Source organism: Acinetobacter sp. TSRC1-2, assembly GCF_049895885.1.
Classification (GTDB): domain Bacteria; phylum Pseudomonadota; class Gammaproteobacteria; order Pseudomonadales; family Moraxellaceae; genus Acinetobacter.
In genome coordinates this window covers 56,117-78,024 of the sequence record NZ_JAFCTF010000007.1, presented here as the reverse complement: position 1 = coordinate 78,024, position 21,908 = coordinate 56,117, and the positions used below count along the sequence as shown (strand labels likewise).

Genomic DNA, 21,908 nt, shown 5'->3' with positions numbered 1-21,908 from the left:
TCAATCTTTTACTCTATACAAATTTCTAATTTATTGTTTTTAAATTATAAATAACTATAACTAGGATTTTTTTTGAGATTGACTAAAAAATGAAAAATACAAAAATGGAAAAAAGAAGTGAGTTAGATATCGTTCGAGTTTCATTATGGTATTGGTATATCAGGGTCAATTTATCTAAAAATTCAGATTATCAAATTGAAAAAGTAATTGAGCCAGATGCTTTTAATAAAAATAAGCATGGTGATGCTTATCATAATAATAAATGGCGAGGTTATCGCTTAGGTAAACATACTCCAAGTCCTATACTTATAGGCCAAGCAGAATCTCATGTACAAGGCAGCTCTATGCTTCTTAAACATACTCTTTGGCAAGTCATGAATAACTCCATTAGTATTGAATCGCTGTTAAGTGATGAACTTAGAAATCTATCGTGGGAAGTCCAACGTATTCTTTATAAAGCTAATAAATATGATTGTGGAAGTTTATTAGTCTCTAACCTATCTAAAAGAAAATTGCGCCAGTTAGAATATCTCGCTGGATTAGATGCGTTGGCTGCACAGATAATTTTTTTTAAACTAGCTGTTGATAGAGCAGAGGATACTTTTGTAATAAGCCAGTCTATTTATAGGACTCTACTTATTATCTGTACTGAACTTCCATTCTTTAATTATCGTGAACACTTTATTTCATTAATTAATTCGAACGTTTTCTCTTTAGTTAACTCAACAAAGCAAGTATTGGGTAAAAATTTTGTGGATAGTTTTTCGAAAAATGTCAGAATTTTGATAAACCTTTTGTTATCAATGGAAGATAAGGGTGAGCTGGGTATTACAAGAAAGGAAAGTGTAAGAGCATTATCAGATTTATTGCATGAGAAGCAGGTTATAAGTCTGTTTGACGGGGCTAATATTTTGACAATAGATGCTATATGGGATGCTTCGAATGCAAATTATCTTTGAAATTTACATTCGAGATTTTTAACGAGAGCTATTGAATCGTGAAATGAATAGGTGCATTAAAAGCTCTACCGTTCTAGACGCTTAGATAATTTTTCTTCCGCATACATCTGCTTTAGAGCTAAATTTTCCTGTTCTAACATATTCAGTCGAGTAAAAATCTGTTCATCGATATCTAAATAGCTAGCTTTCCAACGGTAGAAAGTAGCGACACTTATTTTATACTCTTGGCACAGTTGTTCGACAGTTGCACCTGCTAAATTCTTTTTAACAATACTGTTGATTTGAGCTACAGAAAATTTTTGTTTCACAGTGAATTCCTAAACTATCGTTCAATCATTATCCAAAAGAAAAATTTCAGTAAACAGATAGGGTTAAATTAAAAATATCCTATTTTGGGATATTTTTAATTGTAACTGATATTGAGCCATGCGCTCAATACACGATCCTAGGTATCAAGACCTAATTAAGAAACTGATAGAACTTCGTGAGTCCAAAAATGTGACTCAGGTTGAGCTTGCACGTCTTTTGAATAAACCTCAATCGTATGTTTCCAAAGTTGAAATTTTAGAAAGAAGACTTGATGTAATTGAATTAATGGATTGGTTGGGTGCTTTAAGTGCAGAATTTGATGAGTTAAATCTTAAAGGAATTTTGGCTATTTCACCGAATGTATAAAATAGCCAAATTAAATTAATTAGGATTTTGTTGTAAAAGTTATCGTAGATTTTGATTTTGTTCCAAGTAATGATTTTTTTTCATGGACTCTAACTCGATTAATATAACCAATTTTTCTAAGTGCTTCTGTTAGATCTTCATTCATTTCACTATGACTTAACGTGTGATTTCCTGCTATAGAAATCAAGCTATAAGGTTCATCTAACATCTTTAATAATATAGAAATATTGGAGTGATCAAGATTAGAAACTTCTGGAATAAGAAATTTAACTCTGGTTTGTGTTGACAAGGTTTTTACAAAATAGTTGTTGATATATTCTATTGGAATATATTTTCCATTGGCTTTAAATATTTGATTAATTGTGCTTTGAACGTTTGATTCTTGATAAAAATTAATTCCAAGTTTTTCAACTATTATTAGTTTCTGTGCATCAGTAAGTTCTGATGATTGAAGAAGTAATTCATATTCGGGTTTTTCTAAAAGTATTTCTTCATTGAGTTCTATGCAGTCTGTACTTAAATTTCGGACAACAATATCTCTGACATAATCAGGAGAAATTTTTCGCAAATTTTCAACATTATTAGAAGTTAATGAAAGTACTTTCTCACGTATCAATAGAGAAATCTTAGATTTAGATAAATTTGTTATATTAAGTGAGTCATAATCGAACATTCTTGCGATAATTATAGCTTCGTAAGCAATTTCTGAAAATGAGTCAGATTCAAGAAGTGCAATTTCAAATTCATTAGTAATTTCTGGAGTACTTTTTTTACTTTCAGAATCCGAGATTTCTTGTTCTTTTAGTAATTCATTATTTTTATCAATATAGTTAAAAATTACCTCATCTAATGTACTATCATTATGCTTATAATATGAAATCAAAGAATCCCAGGTAGGTTTTACTTTGTTCTCAGATAAAATTGGTTTCCAAAATTGGGCTTCGCGAATATAGGAAATTAAGTCAATTTGAACTTCATTGTTTTCAATTAACCATATTTTATGAGAATCATCTAAATTTAGTTTATTGATTAAACCTATGAAGTAGTGTTCATATTCATTCAGTTTATGAGTTGAGGTATATAAAATTTTTTCAAAATATTGATTAATTTTATTTTCAATTTGACTTTTTAAATACATTGGTGAAAAGTTCATTGAAATACTATAAGGCATTAATTTAAATTGATTTTTTATTTCATTGTGATTTTTATCTTCATTATTTAAAAGTATAATTTGTAATATCATTTTTTCATTAAATTCAAAATATTCATTTCTACATATTTCATTAAATATACTTAAATCATTTTGATTATTACAATCCAAATACTCGAATATTGGTTTAATAAGCTGTAGAAAGTTAAGAATTTCTTGCTCAGTACTATAGGTATCTTTGATGTATTCGATAAAATTACTTTTAGAAGACAGATAGTTTTTTAGAATGTCATCTTTGTTAAGTAAAGGAATATTTTCTTTTTCTAAATTTTTTAATATCAGTAGAAGATAACTTTCGACTTTTTCATCTGTCATTGACGTATGCATATGCTCAAAAATATTCTGCCAACTTTTAACTATTTTACTAATGAATAGGGATAAATTTTCTCCTCTATCTATATATTCGAAAATGAACTGAATTGAACGCTCATCCTGATTTGATAGTAATATGAATAAATTGTTGTAATGATCTTTAAAACGAATCTTATTTACAAGTATAAAATCTAATAAATTGAAATTTAGAATGCTTGTATGTGAAAACTGTCTCGGTGTTAAATATTTTTTTAATATGTTTTCTAAATTGGTTAAATTTATATCAAATTCTGAGTTTACATGGTTTATAACACGTTGTGCATAATCTCTTTCAGTAATCGTTATAACACTGCCAACGAAAAGTGAAATATAGTGGGAATAGTGCTCATCTATATAACCCTCTCTAATTAAAAATTGAAGAAGATGAGGATATCTTTCAGAATTAAAGAATTCTTCATTAGTATCTATGCTAAGTAACTCTTTCAATGTACTTAGCTTAATGTTATTTCTTTTGTTAATCAAAATCTGCTTTTTATCTAATAATTTCTCTCTATTTTTTGCGGTTTTATTTTTTATCCTAGCTTCTCTATCCTTGTATGAAAGTGTGCTATGAACTATATTTTCAATACTTTCAAAAGTAAATTTAATATCTTGATTGTTTTCAATTTTAAACGTTGTATTTTGTGCATTATTTTGTACTTCTATAATCCATTCGAGGTTTGTTGAATTCCTTATGATGTCAAAGTTTTCATCTAATGTGAGATCATTTTGGTCTAGATATCTATCATCAGCTTTAAGTCGTACTAAATATGGAATATTTTGGACATAATCATACCTATTGCTGATCTTGGTAATATGTGGATATCTTGTCAATATTTCATAGATATATAATTTTCTTAATTCTGTAATACTTTGAATTTTTTCTAATTCAGATGCTTGAATTTCGTCTTCTAAAGCCCTTATTTCTTGATTAATTTCCTCTAATTTGCTTTCAGCTATATGCCATTTTCTATTTTCGAAAATTTCATATATTTCACCTTTATTGGAGTGTAGGTTAGCAAAATCAGCAGGGTAGTAATTTTTATAGATAATTAATGCGAGTAGATTATTTTTGTTTAGATTAGGATTTTTTAGTTTTTTAACATAAAGTTTAAACTCATTAAAAATATTTGTTACGAGCCTCATATCATCAAAATATAATGAAACCTGATTTATAAAAACGTCTTCTATTTCTTTATGTAATTGAATATCAATTTCTTCATTAATAAATTTTTCCCGAATCAACTCATAAGCATTTGCGGGGTTTATGACTGGAATAATTGGAACAATAAAGTCAAAAAACTTAGAGCGATCTTTATCTTGAAACATGTTATCTCTAATAGCATATAAAAATACTATAGGACGATTTACTTGTTTTGAATTATTGATAAGAGTATTGAGTTCTCTCAGTCGAATAAAAATTTCTGAATTCTCAAAGCGATCCAGATCTTCAATTACGATTACATCGAAATCAGTTCTCTCAAAGAAATATAAAATTTCATCTAAGTGCTTATTTAGTATAGATTCTGCTTTATCATTATTTAATGTGATTTCAGTATCTTGAAACTTTAATTTAAGTTCTTTTAGCTTTTCAATATATTTTATTCCATTGAATAATCCAATTATGCAGCATAGTAAAAATAATAAAGGAAATGTTTCCTTTATGAATATTTCTTGAATTAATGAAATACCAAACTTTTCTAGATAAATGTTTTCGGGGGAAAATACAATAAGTGTCAGTAATATCCAACTTAAAATAAAAAATGTATTGAGTAATATCTTTGTATTTTTAACACTCACAATCCGCTTAAGCCTTGAACGAGGCAAGGTTTTTTGATCTACAGAATAAAAGAGTTGTTGTAATATACTTTTTTCTATAGCTTCAGTTTCAATATCTTTGTTATTTTCACCTTCAATTTCTAATTGATCTTTAAATGTTGCTAGCGATATATTTAAGTATTTCCATTGTGGATTCTGTTTTTGAAAAGTTTGTAAAACACTACTTTTACCTGAACCATATGCTCCAGTTACAGCAATGTTGTTGGTTTTATTCTGTGATAATGCAAATTTAAGCATATCGGAATAAGCATTATCTTCATCTGCGTTAGTAATTGGTGTTAAAGACAAATATTGATCTTTAGAGATTATTTGAGGAGATGAATGAATTTCTTTAATTTTTGCATAAGTTATTTTTAGTTCATTCCAGATTTTTTGGCGCTTATCTTTTGACATTTAAATAGTCTCGTCCCTAACACGTATTTAATTTTGCAAGTATTTTAGCCTTTTCATTGCTTTAACATCTATGTGTAATATAAATATTTAATTAAAGACTAGATTGCATCTTTTAAAAAAAACCGCCATGAATGGCGGTTTTCTCAATGACAACTTATGTGTCGCGCAATGACATTTTATGTGTCGCAAATGACAACTTATGTGTCGCGTGACGAATCTCTCAATTACCAGCTTAAAGCACCACCGGTTTGGTAATCAGTTACGCGAGTTTCAAAGAAGTTTTTCTCTTTACGCAAGTCCATCATTTCTGACATCCACTGGAATGGATTGTTCACACCAGCAAATTGTTCAGGCAAGCCAAGTTGTGCTAAACGACGGTTTGCAATGAACTTCAAGTATTCTTCCATCATTGCAGCATTCATGCCGAGTACACCGCGTGGCATGGTGTCACGTGCGTATTCGATTTCAAGCATCGTGCCTTCAAGAATCATTTGAATGATTTCTTCTTGGAATTCAGCTGTCCAAAGACTTGGGTTTTCATTCTTGATTTGGTTAATCATGTCGATACCAAAGTTCAAGTGCATTGATTCATCACGTAGGATGTACTGGAATTGCTCAGCAACACCATTCATCTTGTTACGACGACCCATAGACAGGATTTGGCTGAAACCACAGTAGAAGAAGATGCCTTCAAGTACACAGTAGAATGCGATCAAGTTGCGAAGCAAGATTTGGTCGTTTTCAGGCGTACCGGTTTTGAAAGTAGGATCACTTAAAGATTGAGTATATTTCAGACCCCAAGCCGCTTTACGTGCTACGGACGGTACTTCGCGGTACATGTTGAAGACTTCGCCTTCATCCATGCCTAAAGATTCGATACAGTATTGGTAAGCATGCGTGTGAATCGCTTCTTCAAATGCTTGACGCAAGATGTACTGACGGCATTCAGGGTTGGTAATGTGACGGTAAATTGCCAATACCAAATTGTTTGCAACCAATGAATCGGCAGTCGAGAAGAAACCAAGTGAACGCATAACAATAGTTCGTTCATCTTCGGTTAAGCCGTTTTCAGACTTCCAAAGTGCGATGTCATGGTTCATGTTGACTTCTTGCGGCATCCAGTGGTTGGCACAACCGTCTAGATATTTTTGCCAAGCCCATTCGTATTTGAACGGCACAAGCTGGTTTAAGTCAGCACGACAGTTGATCATGGCTTTATCATCAACCTGTACGCGCTGTGCGCCCATTTCAAGCTCTTCTAGGCCTGGAGCAACATCAAGTGTTTCTAAGGCAGCAGATGCTCTTGCCAGTGAATCGGCTGAATGTTTTGTTCGACCTTTACTGGTTGCAACGGGTTGTGCAATTGCCACATCCGACGATGTGTTGTGTGCATCAGATACCATCTGCGTATCAGCCGCTTTTTGCGGGTTGATGGACGCAGACTTGTGTTCAGGTGCAGCCGGTTTTTGCGAATCATCTTCGAAATCGTCCCAACTTAGGATAGACATATCAATTCTCTCTACGTTGCTTTATATCTTTTATGAGACATTCAGCTTGGCTGAGATGTCTTACTATACGCTTAAATTGTGTAAGCAAAATTAAGTTTTGCCGATGAAAGCACTAAACTTGTTCGATAGAGCAGATACCCACACTACTTATTTTGCTTGCGCTGTTGTGCTCGAACCTTAACAAATGCATAGGTAAGAGGTACGTAAAAACAAACAATAAAGGAAATAACCAAGGTCGCAAGACCTAACATATAGTTATGAGTCATATGGAGCATGGTCTTTTCCTTTTCCTTTTCCTTTTCCTTTTACTTGTAATAATTAGTTTTATCTATGGGTTGGAATAAAAGCCTCATTAAGAGGCTGATATTCCGTAGATTGGTATAATTAAAATTTAATTACTGCAATCAAAGCTGTTAATGCGATTACAAAAATAATCACTAGCCCCATAGATGAGTTTTCCATTACTGACAAGCTTCACAATCAGGATTGTCAATTGAACAAGCCAATGGCACTGGAGCTGCTTGAGCAAAATCATCTTCCGCTACTGCTTCAGGTTTTTTCACTTCTTCAACCACAGGTGCGCTAGTGATAACAGCAGGCCCCATATTTGATTTTACTGCGTTTAATGCACCGGTGTTAATGGTCGATTTTTCTGTAGAAGTCGCACCCAAGGCACGAAGGTAATACGTCGTTTTAAGACCACGTAACCAAGCCATTTTGTAAGTCATGTCCAGTTTCTTACCGTTTGCACCAGAGATGTAAAGGTTAAGAGACTGTGCCTGATCAATCCATTTTTGACGGCGTGATGCAGCATCCACAATCCAGCGTGGCTCAACTTCGAACGCAGTCGCGAAGATGGCTTTAAGCTCTTCAGGAATACGCGAAATCTTCTGAACAGAACCTTCAAAGTGTTTAAGGTCATTCACCATCACTGAATCCCAAAGACCGCGATCTTTTAACGCACGTACAAGGTACGGGTTGATTACTGTGAATTCACCAGAAAGGTTCGATTTCACATACAGGTTTTGGAAAGTCGGTTCGATTGACTGAGAAACACCACAAATGTTCGAAATGGTTGCAGTTGGAGCAATCGCCATGACGTTCGAGTTACGCATACCGTCTTTTTGAACTTTGCTACGTAAAGTATCCCAATCCAGACGAGTGGTACGGTCAACTTCGAACATGCGTTCTGGACGTGATTTTGCAACGAGATCTAAAGAGTCGATTGGCAAGATACCTTGATCCCAAAGTGATCCTTTAAATGTCTCATACGTACCGCGTTCAACAGCCAAATCGCTTGAAGTTGAAATAGCGTAGTAGCTGATCACTTCCATCGATTCATCGGCAAAATCAACCGCAGCATCAGAACCGTAAGCCAAGTTCATTTCATACAATGCATCCTGGAAACCCATAATGCCCATACCAACTGGACGATGCTTCATGTTTGAAGTACGTGCTTGTGGTACTGCGTAGTAGTTGATGTCAATCACGTTATCAAGCATACGAACAGCAGTTTTTACTGTACGCGCCAGTTTTTCACGATCTAACACACCACCTTGAACGTGTTGTACAAGGTTGATTGAACCGAGGTTACATACCGCGATTTCATCTTCATTGGTATTTAACGTAATTTCTGTACACAAGTTAGATGAATGCACTACGCCCACGTGTTGTTGTGGTGAACGCAAGTTACATACGTCTTTAAATGTAATCCACGGGTGACCAGTTTCAAACAGCATAGACAGCATTTTGCGCCACAAATCTTTTGCACGAATAACTTTGTGCAACATGTTTGTTTCTTTGGCAATGCCTTCGTAATAAGCATAACGTTCAGCGAATTCTGCACCTATTAAATCATGAAGATCAGGTGTTTCAGAAGGCGTGAACAGGGTCCATTCACCATCTTCAAATACACGTTGCATGAACAAATCTGGAACCCAGTTTGCAGTATTCATATCGTGGGTACGGCGACGGTCATCACCGGTATTTTTACGCAGTTCCAGGAATTCTTCGATGTCCAAGTGCCAAGTTTCAAGGTAAGCACACACTGCACCTTTACGTTTACCACCTTGGTTTACTGCAACAGCAGTATCGTTAGCAACTTTAAGGAATGGAACAACACCTTGAGACTTACCGTTGGTTCCTTTGATGTATGAGTTCAAGGCACGAACTGGTGTCCAGTCATTGCCTAAACCGCCCGCCCATTTAGACAACATTGCGTTATCACGCATTGCGCCATAAATGTTGTACAGGTCATCACCAATGGTGGTTAAGTAACAGCTAGACAACTGCGGACGTAAAGTGCCCGAGTTAAATAGGGTAGGTGTTGAAGCCATATAGTCAAAGCTAGACAACAAGTTATAGAACTCAATCGCACGATCTTCACGGTTTTCTTCATTAAGTGACAGACCCATTGAAACGCGCATAAAGAACAATTGCGGTAATTCAAAACGGATGCCATTTGAATGGATGAAGTAACGGTCAAATAATGTTTGCAGACCTAAGTATGTGAACTGGTTTGAGCGTTCTGGTTGAATCGCACCGGCCAATTTAGCAAGGTCAAAGTTAAGCAATTCTGGAGACAGAAGATCAAGCTCGATCCCTTTCTTCAAGAAGGTTTCTAAAGCATCACCTTCGTTGGTGTCTGTAGACAGACCCAAAAACTCTAAACCTGTAGCAACCAGATTGTCACGAAGTAAACGTGCAGTCACATAAGTATAATTCGGTTCTTGTTCAATACGGGTACGGGTCGCCATCATCATGGTGGTTGAGATGTCAGACTCTTTTACGCCGTTATACAAGTTCTTGATGGTTTCATCGACGATTGCTTGAACGTCAATTCCTTCCAGGCCTTCAGCAGCTTTTTCTACATGTGCTTTTAGTGCACCTAAATCAAGCGGTTGAAGCTGACCATTTGCAGCGGTAATTTGCAAAGTAGGATGATGGTGCGCGCCAGTTTGTTTGCGTGCATCAGAGCGTTGTTCGCGGTAGATGACATACGCACGCGCAACTTTCTGTTCACCTGTACGCATAAGCGCAAGTTCAACTTGGTCTTGAATTTCTTCAATGTGAATCGTGCCACCTGATGGTAAACGACGGTTAAAAGTATTCATCACCATTTCGGTAAGTTGTTCTATACGATCATGAATACGGCTTGAATCAGCGCTTTGTTGACCTTCTACAGCCAAGAAAGCTTTACCTATCGCGACAGAGATTTTCTCTGCATCAAAAGTAGCAACATCACCGGTGCGTTTAATCACCTGAAGTTGACCAGGAATTGAAGTGATTACGCTCATGTGGGCATAGCTCCATTGTCATCTATTGTTATGTGTGTGGACCGTTTGAACTGGACGAAATCTCATCTCAGTATTTGAGGATTAAACACAAGAACTAGTGGTTTAAAATCGAATTGAACACAAGATACGGGAAAAATGAGCTTAGATCAATATTGACATTTTAGTAAAAATTTTTCTATTTCTTTGCAATATCTCATTGCAAAAAAATCTCTATTTTTATGTTTCTTGTATAAGCCTGATTAGACAGGGGTCTAGCATAACAAAGCTTGAATTAAGTGCTTATAGATAACCTTGTGGATAAGTTAAAAGAGTGCGATTAATTACTCATATTCTGAACAAAATGGCAAAATGTATATAAAAGCATCATTTTGTAACATAATATGTCAAAAAAGTAGCTAGAAGCTGCATTAAATTTGAAAATATCAATCAATTCAAGGCTTAATAAAAATATAACAAAAAACTACTTTGATGTATCAGTTTGGTGAATGCTATCTTGTTTACAATGTAAACGTGTGTATATTGCTGAATATATTAAAGCGTATCCACCGGATTTTTAAGGATACCTTAATCCATATAACAGGGGCATTTTATGAGCCAAGAAGAAAAGTTACCTAAAATTTTAATTGTTGAAGACGATGAGCGTCTTGCACGTTTGACTCAAGAATACCTGATTCGTAATGGATTAGAAGTTGGGGTAGAACCTGACGGTAATCGCGCAATCCGTCGTATCATTGCTGAACAACCAGATCTGGTGGTACTGGATGTGATGTTGCCAGGTGCAGATGGTTTAACCATTTGTCGTGAAGTTCGTCCACATTATCATCAACCGATTCTGATGTTGACTGCACGTACCGAAGATATGGACCAGGTTTTGGGTCTGGAAATGGGTGCGGATGACTATGTAGCCAAACCCGTTCAGCCACGTGTTCTCTTAGCGCGTATCCGTGCATTACTACGTCGTACCGATAAAGTACCGGAAGATGAAGTTGCACAACGTATCGAATTCGATGACCTTGTGATTGATAACGGTGGCCGTTCGGTGACTTTAAATGGTGAGTTGGTTGATTTCACCAGTGCTGAATATGACTTGTTGTGGTTATTGGCTTCAAATGCCGGTCGCATTCTATCTCGTGAAGATATTTTTGAGCGTCTGCGCGGTATTGAATATGATGGTCAAGACCGTTCAATCGATGTGCGTATTTCACGTATTCGTCCAAAAATTGGTGATGATCCTGAAAATCCGAAACGTATTAAAACAGTACGTAGTAAAGGCTATTTATTCGTTAAAGAAACCAACGGTCTTTAATAGTTGTACCTAATTTTTGTAGGACATCCTCTTGTTTAAACACAGTATATTCTTGCGTATTTATGCGGGGTTAGTAATTTTAGTCGCTTTGGTGGCGGTATTCGGCTACCTGTTGGTTCAGATTATTAATTACCAGCGCGCGCAGGAATATCGTGAGTCTTTAACCGATGGGGTGTCTTATATTATTAGTGAAGGCATCGCGCGACAGCCAAATGAGCAACAGAAAAAAGACTGGGTTTCTGATGCTTCAGATTTGCTTGAGCTGCCTATTTATTATGTAGATTCAAATAAAGTTGATTTATCGCGTGCTGAGCAAAAACGAATTAGTGATCGCAAAGCTGCGGTTCGTTATGATGCACAAAACTCGATTGCTTACGTGATTATTGGCTTGAAAGATGATCCAAAACATTTGCTTTATATAAAAGTAGACAAAATTGGGGAGCGCCAAATGAAAGCGTTGCCCATTTTTATTCTGGATTATCTGGTGTATTACCCAGGACAAGAAAAAGAATATTTGGCAAAAATTCAATCGAATTTTTCCTATCCCATTCAAATTGAAAAAGTTCAAAACCTGCCACTTGATTCCGAACAGATAGGTCGACTTCGATTAGATCACAGTATTATTTTATATCGTGATAATGCCTCGGTGCGTGGAACCACAATTTCAATTGTTTCACCTATGCCAAGTTCACCTTCTGAGGTGCTGGTACTGGGTCCGGTACCGTTATTTAACTGGATGCCTTTCCAGCTTGCAGCCGGGATTACCTTGCTTAGCTTATTTGTGTTGAGTTTAGGGGTGTATGGTCTGCTTGTGCCAATGCAGCGTCGTTTGCGTGAAGTCAATTATGCCTTGCATCGAATGAAGTCGGGTGATATGACCTTGCGTTTACCGATTGATGGTACCGATGAAATGGCAAGTCTGGCGACGAATTACAACAGTATGTCAGATCATATTCAGCGTTTGATTGAGGCGCAGCGTGAATTGATGCGCGCGGTTTCACATGAATTACGTACACCTGTGGCACGTATCCGTTTTGGTATGGAAATGCTGGCAGAAGAAGATGACTATGAATATCGTTTGCAACAGGTTGAACAGATTGATAAGGATATTGAAGCGCTGAACACCTTGATTGACGAAATTATGACCTATGCAAAACTCGAACAGGGCACCCCTTCTTTAGATTTTGAAAAAATTACCTTATTTGAAGTTTTGGATCAAGTGGTGGTCGAAACTGAAGCGCTAAAAACACAAAAAGAAATTGAGTTACGAGTAGCGCAACCTAACATTGTGGTGGATGCGGAGCGCCGTTACCTGCACCGTGTTGTGCAAAACTTGGTTGGCAATGCGATTCGCTACTGTGATAACAAGATAATTGTGAGTGGCGGCATTAATGAGGAAGGTCTAGCTTATGTGCAAGTTGAAGATGATGGTGCAGGTATTCCCGAAGAAGAGCGGAAGCGTATTTTTGAAGCCTTTGCACGTCTAGATGACAGTCGTACCCGTGCTTCTGGTGGTTATGGTTTGGGGTTGTCTATTGTAAGTCGTATTGCTTACTGGTTTGGCGGTAATATTGATGTTGATAAAAGCCCGATTTTGGGTGGGGCGCGTTTTACCATGACATGGCCTGTACAAAGATTTAATAAATCAAACAAGAAAATAGGCATGACCAAAGACGGCATAGAGTCTTAGGTCATGAAATAAAAAAAGCACCAGATTCGGTGCTTTTTTATCGCTTACTCGTGAAGAGTGGCATCGGGTTCAATAACCGGTTTTCCTTGTTTCAGGCTTTCTAGCGCATCAGCATTGAAGTCGAGTAACAAGGAATTATTTTTAGGGTCGATCGCATAATCGCTAATCAGTTTTTGATCGCCATTTAATGTTTCAACTTTATATTGATCTGCAAGATTTAAAATAGCATCCAGATTTGTGGTGGCAGAAGCAAAATCTTGGCGGAAAAGTTCATAAATATCGCGAAGGTCGAAAATTGCATTCTGCGCATCCGGATGTTTTTCAATATAGCCTTCCACATGACGCACTAAGAGCTGTGCAAAGAAAAAATATTCAGATTCGTGTTTGTATTCTAAGCCCATGTGTTTGTTCCTTATTCTTTGTCCTACGGATACAGATAGGAATAGCATAAATAGGGTGGCATATCATCATGAGATGCATTGGAGTTGCAAAAAAACACACAAATCTATAATGCAAAGTCGTGTTTGTTGCCTTATATAGATGTTAGGGCTTTAAAAAAATACATTAAAAAAGCGTTCCCATATTCATCATGGCATTGTTGAAAGCACTGATCTTTATGGAAGAGATAAAACAATAATGATTTAGATGTAAGAGGGGGAGTTGGAAAAATTTTTGCCAAAGTTTGATTATTTTGCGCCAAGTGAAAATGTGCTTGAATAAATAAATGGCACCAGAATTTGGATTTTTCTGGGAAATATAAGCCTGGATTACATAAATTTGAAAAAAATAATCAATTTTCTTTTTTTGATTTGATAAAGCGATTGCTAGATAAACAATAGGGCTTAAGCTTTGAAAAAAAAGCAAACTGACTAAAGAATCATCCAAAAGACTAAGACTTATAAGCTAGCAAGTGAAATCATAAATCAGGTACAATTGGCGGGATTAATTTTGTGTTTGGTGTATTAGAAGGCCAATACATACATTCTTTGTTAATAAATTAGGCCTGCCAGGAGTTATCCCCGCATGAGTGCCATTACTCCATACGATTGGGCAATTATTGCCTTCGTGATCGGCGTTACATTTCTTTGCGTCTTTATGCTCACAGTTCCTTTACTCCTTGGGGGTAAATCATGGGGCCGTGCGAAGCAAGAGCAATTTGAGTCAGGTGTGGTAGGTGCTGGTGGAGCACGCATCCGCTTGTCTGCTAAATTCTACTTGGTTGCGATTTTCTTTGTAGTATTTGACTTAGAAGCACTTTATCTCTACGCATGGGCTACATCGGTTCGTGAGGTAGGTTGGTTCGGTTTTACCACTGTGGTCATTTTTGTAGTCGATTTATTGATTGCGTTGATTTATGCAGTGAAAGTAGGCGCATTAAATTGGGCGCCAACGGATCGTCGCAAATCAGCAGCTATGCAACCGAAAATCGGTTCAGCAAATATGAACCTTGCAGACATTACTCGCTTTAACTCTATCGAAGAGTTGGTCATGGACCCTACAGGTCAAATTCCAGCTCAATCTTCTGGTCGCGTGAAAGCAAAAACACCGGCTACATCATCTATTAAGGAGTAACTCGGGATGAAATATACATTAACCCGTGCGAATCCGGATGCTGATCAATATCCACTTCAGGAGCGTCAGATCGTAACCGATCCGCTTGAAGAAGAAGTGAATAAAAATGTATTCATGACTCGTTTAGAGGACGTGATGCATACAGCTGTAAACTGGGGCCGTAAGAACTCTGTATGGCCTTTTAACTTTGGTACATCGTGCTGTTATGTAGAATATGCAACCACCTTAACCGGTGTGCATGATATGTCACGTTTCGGTGCCGAAGTTATTCGTGCTTCACCGCGTCAGGCGGATTTAATGATTGTTGCAGGGACTTGCTTCGTGAAGATGGCACCTGTAATTCAGCGTTTATACGAGCAAATGTTAGAGCCTAAATGGGTGATTTCAATGGGCGCTTGTGCAAACTCTGGCGGTATGTATGACATCTATTCAGTTGTACAGGGTGTAGATAAAATCATTCCTGTCGATGTGTACATCCCAGGTTGCCCACCACGCCCCGAAGCATTATTGCAAGCATTAATGTTGTTACAAGACCAAATTCAATTAGAGCGCCGTCCACTTTCCGCGGTGATTGGTGATGATCTTCAGCCAGTATATAAGCCAAAGATGCAGCCAGAACGTGACCGTAAGAATGCTGAACGTATTGCAGTGAAAAACTTACGCTCTATGGATGAAATTAAATAATTTTAACGATGAAATATTGATGCACCCGGTCTGGGTGTAATTGTCGTTAAAGTTGACTTGAATTTGTATTAAATAGGAAGCCAAGCCAATGGCTGAAACTGACATTGCTATGCCAGAATCAACTCCAGTTGATTCACGCCCAGCATTTGCAATTGTAGAAGAGCTCAAAACCAAGTTTGGTGAGAACTTCTACGTGCAAGCGACTTTTGAAGATTTTCCAACGGTCTGGGTTGAGCGCGCACGTGTACAAGACGTTTTAATGTTCTTGCGGAAAGTCGCACGTCCATACGTGATGTTGTTCGACTTGTCGGCGGTAGATGAGCGTTTACGTACGCACCGTGACGGTTTGCCTGCGTCAGACTTTACCGTGTTCTATCACTTGTTGTCGCTCGAGCGTAACAGTGATATTCGTATTAAAGTTGCGTTGAATGAGAATGATCTCAATCTTCCAACAGCAACCAACATTTGGCCAAATGCCAACTGGTACGAACGCGAAGCATACGATATGTTCGGCATTAATTTCGAAGGGCATCCAATGCTCCGTCGTATTTTGTTGCCAACCTATTGGGAAGGTCACCCACTTCGTAAAGAATATTCTGCACGTGCGACTGAATATACGCCGTATATGCAGAACCAGGCGAAACAGGATTTTGAGCAAGAACACTTGCGCTTTGTTCCTGAAGACTGGGGTCTAAAACGCGGTAATGCCGATGAAGACTTCATGTTCCTGAACTTGGGTCCGAACCATCCCTCTGCGCATGGTGCATTCCGTGTCATCTTGCAGTTAGATGGTGAAGAAGTGAAAGACTGTGTGCCTGACATCGGTTATCACCACCGCGGCGTGGAGAAGATGGCTGAACGTCAAACCTGGCATTCATTCATTCCTTATACCGACCGTGTTGACTACTTGGGTGGTTGTGCGCAAAACATGCCTTATGTGATGGGTGTGGAGCAAATGGCAGGAATCACTGTTCCTGACCGTGCACAATGTATCCGTGTCATGATGTCTGAATTGTTCCGTATCAATAACCACTTATTGTATATCGGTACTGCAATTCAAGATGCCGGCGGTATGACGCCAGTATTCTATATGTTCGCCGATCGTCAAAAAATCTATGACGCCATCGAAGCGATCACGGGTTACCGTATGCACCCGGCATGGTTCCGTATTGGCGGTACTGCGCACGACCTTCCAAATAACTGGCAGCACCTCATTCGTGAAATTCTCGAATGGATGCCGAAGCGTATGAACGAATACTACACAGCAGCACTTAGAAACTCTGTGTTTATTGGTCGTACCCGTAATGTTGCACAATACGATGCAAAATCTGCATTGGCTTGGGGTGTAACAGGTACTGGTCTGCGTGCTACAGGTATTGATTTCGATGTTCGTAAATACCGTCCTTATAGCGGTTATGAAAATTACGACTTCGAAGTGCCTTTAGAATATGAAGGGGATGCTTATGCGCGTGTTCTGGTTCACTTCCGTGAAATTGAAGAATCGCTCAAAATCGTCCAGCAATGTTTAGATAACATGCCTTCTGGTGCTTATAAAGCGGATCATCCATTGGCTGTTCCACCGCCAAAAGACAAGACATTACAAGATATTGAAACTTTGATTACGCACTTCTTGAGCGTGTCATGGGGTCCTGTTATGCCTGCAGGTGAAGCTTCTGTGATGGCAGAAGTGGTGAAAGGTGCGTCGAACTACTATTTGACTTCAGACAAGTCAACCATGAGTTACCGTACCCGTATTCGTACACCAACCTTCACGCATTTACAGCAAATGCCTTCCGTGATTAACGGCAGTCTTGTATCTGACTTGATCATTTATTTAGCGACTATTGACGTCGTTATGGCTGACGTGGATCGCTAAGGGGTAAACGTATTATGATGATTTTGACTGATAAAAAGCCACGTGTGAATGTTGAAGGGATTTTAACCTCGGAAGAAATTCACGATATCGAACATCACATTGGACATTATCCGTATCCGCGTGCGGCATGTTTGGATGCATTGAAATGCGTTCAACGCCGTAATGGTTGGGTGGATGATGCACAAATGAATGCGATTGCACAAATGCTCTCCATGAGTGTTGCGGACTTGGAAGGTGTTGCTACTTTCTATAACCGTATCTACCGTCAACCAGTAGGTCGCAACGTAATTTTGCTATGTGATTCAATTGCATGCTTCTTGATGGGTGCTGAAACTTTGGCTGAAGCGTTCCAACGCGAGCTTGGTATTCAATTTGGTCAAACCACCGCTGATGGTCGTTTCACGATTTTGCCAATCTGCTGCCTAGGTAACTGTGACAAAGGTCCAACCCTAATGATTAATGAAGATACTCACGGATTGGTTGAAGTATCTTCAGTTAAACAGTTATTGGAGAAGTATCTATGAATACTGAACCAAAACCAATTTATGGCGACGGTAACCCAGAGACTCATCCATTAACTTGGCGTTTAAGTAAACAAGCCAATGTTCGTAATGCTGATGATTATGAAGCGCTTGAAGGTTATGCAGGCTTTAAAAAAGCCATTGCCATGAAACCGGCTGAAGTGCTTGATGTGGTTAAAGCGGCGACTGTAAAAGGTCGTGGCGGTGCAGGTTTCCCGGCAGGGATTAAATGGTCATTGATGGCGCCAAATGATGGTGGCCCACGTTACCTGATCTGTAATGCCGATGAAATGGAACCGGGTACCTTCAAAGACCGTTTGTTGATGGAAGATCTTCCACACCAATTGATTGAAGGGATGTTGATTGCTGCTTATACATTAGAAGCAACTCAAGGTTATATATTCATCCGTGGTGAATACATCGAAGCTGCGAAGTACTTAAACGAAGCACTTGAGCAGGTTCGTGCCAAAGGTTACCTGGGTGAAAACATTCTGGGAACAGGCTGGAACTTCGAGATGCATGTGCATACCGGTGCGGGTCGTTATATTTGCGGTGAAGAAACTGCATTGATTAACTCGCTTGAAGGTCGCCGTGCCAATCCACGTACCAAACCACCATTCCCGCAAGTTGCAGGTGCTTGGGGTCGTCCTACCATTGTCAATAACGTAGAGACCTACAACAACTTGCCGGCAATCATACTGCGTGGTCCTGAATGGTATGTTGGCTTATCTGCGGGTAAATCGAAAGATCCAGGTACGAAAATTTATGGCGCATCAGGCAAGGTGAAATTCCCAGGTCTTTGGGAGCTTCCTTTTGGTACGACAGCGCGTGAAGTGATTGAAGATCATGCCGGTGGTATGCGTGATGGTCTTACATTAAAAGCATGGTTACCGGGTGGTGCTTCTACAGACTTCTTGGCTGCTGAACACATTGATCTGCCAATGGATGCCGAAAGCATCATGAAAGCAGGCTCACGTTTAGGAACTTGTTTGTTAATGGTGGTTGATGAAACCCAATGTATGGTTTCAGCGACACGTAACTTAGAAGAATTCTTTGCGCGTGAATCATGTGGTTTCTGTACTCCATGTCGTGATGGCCTACCTTGGGCAGTGAAAGCGCTTAAAGCTTTAGAGAATGGCGAAGGTAAGCAGGAAGATATCGATCACTTACAAGAGTTAACGCGTAAGTTGTGGATTGGTAAAACTTTCTGTGCACACGCACCGGGTGCAATGGAACCGCTTATGGGCGCACTCAAACATTTCCGTAGCGAGTTTGAAGCAAAAGTGACGAATCGTCCTGCTGCTCAAGCTAGCAACGCAGAACAAGTTTAAGGAATTCGACTATGGCTACAATTCATGTCGATGGAAAAGACTACGAAGTAAATGGCTCGGAAAACTTGCTACAAGCATGTTTGTCTTTGGGTCTGGATATTCCATACTTTTGTTGGCATCCATCCTTAGGTTCAGTTGGTTCTTGCCGTCAATGTGCCGTGACTCAATACGCGAATCCAGAAGATACGCGTGGTCGTTTAGTCATGTCATGTATGACGCCTGCATCTGACAATACCTATATCTCGATTGAAGACAAAGAAGCGAAGGATTTCCGTGCTTCGATTGTCGAATTCTTGATGACCAACCACCCGCACGACTGTCCAGTTTGTGAAGAGGGTGGTCACTGTCATTTACAAGATATGACTGTGATGACACAGCACGACCGTCGTCGCTACCGTTTCACCAAACGTACCCATTACAATCAGGAGCTAGGCTCATTCATTTCACACGAAATGAACCGTTGTATCGCATGTTACCGTTGTGTTCGTTACTATAATGACTATGCAGGCGGTACAGACTTTGGTGTGTATGCGAGCGCTTCTCGAGTTTACTTCGGTCGTCCTGAATCAGGTACCTTAGAATCTGAATTCTCTGGTAACTTGACTGAAGTTTGTCCGACGGGTGTATTTACCGATAAAACCCACTCAGAGCGCTATAACCGTAAATGGGACATGCAGTATGCGCCAAGCGTATGCCACGGCTGTTCTTCAGGTTGTAACATCTCTCCGGGTGAGCGTTATGGTGAAATCCGCCGCGTAGAAAACCGCTTTAATGGTGACGTTAACCAATACTTCCTTTGCGATAAAGGTCGTTTCGGTACCGGTTATGTAAACCGTGAAGATCGTCCGCGTCAGCCACAGTTCCGTTCAGGTGGAAATGTGACTACAGTTTCTGTAGATCAGGCGCTTGATACCGTGATTGCAAATATTCAAGGCAAAAAAGTTTTGGGTATTGGTTCTCCACGTGCATCTCTTGAATCTAACTTCGCGCTTCGTGAATTGGTCGGTCAAGAGAACTATTCAACAGGTTTGTCTCAAAAAGAACAAAATCTAGTTGAACTTGCTGCATCGATCATGCAAACCGAGGGTGTTTATAACCCGACGATGCGTGAAATCGAAAGCTATGATGCTGTATTGATTTTGGGTGAAGACTTAACTCAAACTGCACCACGCATGGCATTGTCTGTTCGTCAGGCTGCGAAAAACAAAGCCAAAGAAATGGCTGCAGAACGTCGTACCCAAGAGTGGCTGGCTGAACCGGTACAACGTATTGGTCAAGATGCGAAATCTCCGATTTACATCCTTGCCGCAACTCAAACACGCTTAGCAGATATTGCAACGGGTGAAGTGGTTGCGTCTCCGAACGACATCGCACGTTTAGGCTTTGCAGTTGCAGCAGCAGTTGCAGGTGAAAATATCACTGGTTTAGATGACGATGCCAAAGCATTTGCACAAACCATTGCTGACACATTAAAAGCCGCGAAAAAACCATTAATCATCTCAGGTACAAGTTTACAAGACCCTGCAATCATGGAAGCGGCAGCACAAGTTGCGCAAAACCTTGGTTCAAATGCAGGTCTTAGCTTGACTGTTCCTGAAGTGAACTCAATGGGCTTGGCAATCTTTGGTGGATTAAGCTTGGAACAAGCATTCGCTCAAGATTACGATGCCATCATCGTGGTTGAAAACGACCTATACCGTCGTTTGCCAACAGCTCAAGTGGACGCAGCATTTGCCAAGGCAGATGAGTTGATCGTGCTTGATCATGCTGAAACCGCAACTGTTGCGAAAGCATCGATTGTACTTTCAGCGGCAAGCTTCGCGGAAGGTGATGGTACTGTGGTATCGCAAGAAGGCCGTGCACAACGTTTCTACCAAGTGTATGACCCAAGCTACCACAAACCAGAGTATGCGATTAAAGAATCATGGCGTTGGTTACATGCCCTTGAAACTGGCTTACAAGGTAAGGCAATTTCATGGACATTGCTTGATGATGTCATTGAATCTGTTGCGAAAAATGTTCCTGAACTCGAAGCGATTCAAGATGTAGCACCAGATGCCGGCTTCCGTGTACATGGCTTGAAAATTGCGCGTGAACCACGTCGTTATTCAGGTCGTACAGCAATGCGTGCGCCGTTATCTGTACATGAACCGAAACAACCGATCGATATTGATTCTGCATTAACGTTCTCTATGGAAGGTTATGTGGGTAATGAAACTCCATCTTCACTGGTTCCATTTGCATGGTCTGCGGGCTGGAACTCTCCACAAGCTTGGAACAAATTCCAGGACAACGTGGGTGGTCACTTGAAAGGTGGTGATTCAGGCATTCGTTTATTTGATCGTCTGAAAAAACGTCCTGCACGTACTTTCGTTGCACCAACCCCAGTTGTGGTGAATTCAGAAAGTTTCCGTTTAGTACCGATGCACCACATTTTCGGTTCTGGTGAATTTACTGTGAAAACTCCGGCGATGGAATCACGTATTCCTGCTGCCATGTTTGCGGTAGGTGAACAAGATGCTGCACGCTTGAATGTTCAAGACGGTCAAAAAATTACTGTGAAATCAGGTGAGGCAACCATAAGCCTTCCAGTTCAAGTGATTGAATATTTACCTACAGGTTATATCGGTTATCCAGTTGGTCTAGCACCAACAGTTTCACTTGCAGAGCCTGTATCAGTCGCGGTAGGAGTGTAAT

General features: G+C 39.2%; 16 protein-coding genes. 10 read left to right on the top strand and 6 right to left on the bottom strand.

The window, feature by feature from the left end:
- Positions 1–89 precede the first annotated feature (89 nt).
- Positions 90–959, top strand: a complete 870-nt coding sequence (locus tag ACP69Y_RS09120) for a hypothetical protein (RefSeq protein WP_425918048.1) — start codon at positions 90–92, stop codon at positions 957–959.
- A 65-nt stretch (positions 960–1,024) separates the two neighbouring features.
- On the opposite strand, the gene ACP69Y_RS09115 is transcribed toward ACP69Y_RS09120, so the two are convergent.
- A complete protein-coding gene (locus ACP69Y_RS09115) occupies positions 1,025–1,267 on the bottom strand; it encodes a transposase (protein ID WP_425918046.1) in 243 nt (80 codons plus the stop codon).
- Positions 1,268–1,385: 118 nt separating this feature from the next.
- On the opposite strand from ACP69Y_RS09115, the gene ACP69Y_RS09110 reads away from it, so the two are divergent.
- On the top strand, positions 1,386–1,634 hold the full coding sequence (locus ACP69Y_RS09110; protein WP_425918044.1) for a helix-turn-helix domain-containing protein: 249 nt from the start codon (positions 1,386–1,388) through the stop codon (positions 1,632–1,634).
- Positions 1,635–1,653: 19 nt separating this feature from the next.
- On the opposite strand, the gene ACP69Y_RS09105 is transcribed toward ACP69Y_RS09110, so the two are convergent.
- The 4 genes from ACP69Y_RS09105 to ACP69Y_RS09090 all read right to left on the bottom strand — a co-directional run bounded on the left by ACP69Y_RS09105 (position 1,654) and on the right by ACP69Y_RS09090 (position 10,231).
- Positions 1,654–5,427 (bottom strand): hypothetical protein, encoded by a 3,774-nt coding sequence (locus ACP69Y_RS09105; protein ID WP_425918042.1) that lies wholly within the window; start codon positions 5,425–5,427, stop codon positions 1,654–1,656.
- 224 nt (positions 5,428–5,651) lie between these two features.
- Positions 5,652–6,935, bottom strand: coding sequence for a ribonucleotide-diphosphate reductase subunit beta (locus tag ACP69Y_RS09100; RefSeq protein ID WP_425918040.1), 1,284 nt, complete (start codon positions 6,933–6,935; stop codon positions 5,652–5,654).
- A gap of 143 nt (positions 6,936–7,078) precedes the next feature.
- Positions 7,079–7,210 (bottom strand): preprotein translocase subunit YajC, encoded by a 132-nt coding sequence (locus ACP69Y_RS09095; protein ID WP_425918038.1) that lies wholly within the window; start codon positions 7,208–7,210, stop codon positions 7,079–7,081.
- A 186-nt stretch (positions 7,211–7,396) separates the two neighbouring features.
- On the bottom strand, positions 7,397–10,231 hold the full coding sequence (locus ACP69Y_RS09090; protein ID WP_425918036.1) for a ribonucleoside-diphosphate reductase subunit alpha: 2,835 nt from the start codon (positions 10,229–10,231) through the stop codon (positions 7,397–7,399).
- A 589-nt stretch (positions 10,232–10,820) separates the two neighbouring features.
- On the opposite strand from ACP69Y_RS09090, the gene bfmR reads away from it, so the two are divergent.
- Both bfmR and bfmS read left to right on the top strand, forming a co-directional pair.
- Positions 10,821–11,537 (top strand): response regulator transcription factor BfmR, encoded by a 717-nt coding sequence (gene bfmR, locus ACP69Y_RS09085; protein WP_067870229.1) that lies wholly within the window; start codon positions 10,821–10,823, stop codon positions 11,535–11,537.
- 31 nt (positions 11,538–11,568) lie between these two features.
- Positions 11,569–13,227 carry a sensor histidine kinase BfmS gene (gene bfmS, locus ACP69Y_RS09080; protein ID WP_425918034.1) on the top strand — a complete coding sequence of 553 codons (1,659 nt, stop codon included), beginning with the start codon at positions 11,569–11,571 and terminating at the stop codon, positions 13,225–13,227.
- Positions 13,228–13,271: 44 nt separating this feature from the next.
- Here the strand turns inward: bfmS and ACP69Y_RS09075 are convergent, their stop codons facing one another.
- Positions 13,272–13,628: a hypothetical protein gene (locus tag ACP69Y_RS09075; protein WP_425918033.1), complete on the bottom strand. Its 357-nt coding sequence runs from the start codon at positions 13,626–13,628 to the stop codon at positions 13,272–13,274.
- Positions 13,629–14,250: 622 nt separating this feature from the next.
- Here ACP69Y_RS09075 and ndhC point away from each other — a divergent pair.
- From ndhC to nuoG, 6 genes are all read left to right on the top strand, one after another.
- On the top strand, positions 14,251–14,799 hold the full coding sequence (gene ndhC, locus ACP69Y_RS09070; protein ID WP_131214226.1) for an NADH-quinone oxidoreductase subunit A: 549 nt from the start codon (positions 14,251–14,253) through the stop codon (positions 14,797–14,799).
- Positions 14,800–14,805: 6 nt separating this feature from the next.
- On the top strand, positions 14,806–15,483 hold the full coding sequence (locus ACP69Y_RS09065) for a NuoB/complex I 20 kDa subunit family protein (RefSeq protein ID WP_086199188.1): 678 nt from the start codon (positions 14,806–14,808) through the stop codon (positions 15,481–15,483).
- Between the two features lie 88 nt (positions 15,484–15,571).
- Complete coding sequence (gene nuoC, locus ACP69Y_RS09060; protein ID WP_425918031.1) at positions 15,572–17,359, top strand: NADH-quinone oxidoreductase subunit C/D; 1,788 nt, start codon at positions 15,572–15,574, stop codon at positions 17,357–17,359.
- 14 nt (positions 17,360–17,373) lie between these two features.
- Entirely contained in the window at positions 17,374–17,883 is a 510-nt protein-coding gene (gene nuoE, locus ACP69Y_RS09055) for an NADH-quinone oxidoreductase subunit NuoE (RefSeq protein ID WP_425918030.1), read from the top strand.
- Positions 17,880–19,211, top strand: a complete 1,332-nt coding sequence (gene nuoF, locus ACP69Y_RS09050) for an NADH-quinone oxidoreductase subunit NuoF (protein WP_425918028.1) — start codon at positions 17,880–17,882, stop codon at positions 19,209–19,211. Before nuoE ends, nuoF begins: the two co-directional genes overlap by 4 nt.
- Positions 19,212–19,222: 11 nt before the next feature.
- Complete coding sequence (gene nuoG, locus ACP69Y_RS09045) at positions 19,223–21,907, top strand: NADH-quinone oxidoreductase subunit NuoG (protein ID WP_425918026.1); 2,685 nt, start codon at positions 19,223–19,225, stop codon at positions 21,905–21,907.
- Position 21,908 lies beyond the last annotated feature (1 nt).

Bases quoted from the DNA above. Each gene is read 5' to 3' on its own strand.
- ACP69Y_RS09120 (WP_425918048.1), top strand. From the start codon at position 90: ATGAAAAATACAAAAATGGAAAAAAGAAGTGAGTTAGATATCGTTCGA.
- ACP69Y_RS09110 (WP_425918044.1), top strand. From the start codon at position 1,386: ATGCGCTCAATACACGATCCTAGGTATCAAGACCTAATTAAGAAACTG.
- ACP69Y_RS09105 (WP_425918042.1), bottom strand. From the start codon at position 5,427: ATGTCAAAAGATAAGCGCCAAAAAATCTGGAATGAACTAAAAATAACT.
- ACP69Y_RS09100 (WP_425918040.1), bottom strand. From the start codon at position 6,935: ATGTCTATCCTAAGTTGGGACGATTTCGAAGATGATTCGCAAAAACCG.
- ACP69Y_RS09095 (WP_425918038.1), bottom strand. From the start codon at position 7,210: ATGCTCCATATGACTCATAACTATATGTTAGGTCTTGCGACCTTGGTT.
- ACP69Y_RS09090 (WP_425918036.1), bottom strand. From the start codon at position 10,231: ATGAGCGTAATCACTTCAATTCCTGGTCAACTTCAGGTGATTAAACGC.
- bfmR (WP_067870229.1), top strand. From the start codon at position 10,821: ATGAGCCAAGAAGAAAAGTTACCTAAAATTTTAATTGTTGAAGACGAT.
- ACP69Y_RS09075 (WP_425918033.1), bottom strand. From the start codon at position 13,628: ATGGGCTTAGAATACAAACACGAATCTGAATATTTTTTCTTTGCACAG.
- ndhC (WP_131214226.1), top strand. From the start codon at position 14,251: ATGAGTGCCATTACTCCATACGATTGGGCAATTATTGCCTTCGTGATC.
- ACP69Y_RS09065 (WP_086199188.1), top strand. From the start codon at position 14,806: ATGAAATATACATTAACCCGTGCGAATCCGGATGCTGATCAATATCCA.
- nuoC (WP_425918031.1), top strand. From the start codon at position 15,572: ATGGCTGAAACTGACATTGCTATGCCAGAATCAACTCCAGTTGATTCA.
- nuoE (WP_425918030.1), top strand. From the start codon at position 17,374: ATGATGATTTTGACTGATAAAAAGCCACGTGTGAATGTTGAAGGGATT.
- nuoF (WP_425918028.1), top strand. From the start codon at position 17,880: ATGAATACTGAACCAAAACCAATTTATGGCGACGGTAACCCAGAGACT.
- nuoG (WP_425918026.1), top strand. From the start codon at position 19,223: ATGGCTACAATTCATGTCGATGGAAAAGACTACGAAGTAAATGGCTCG.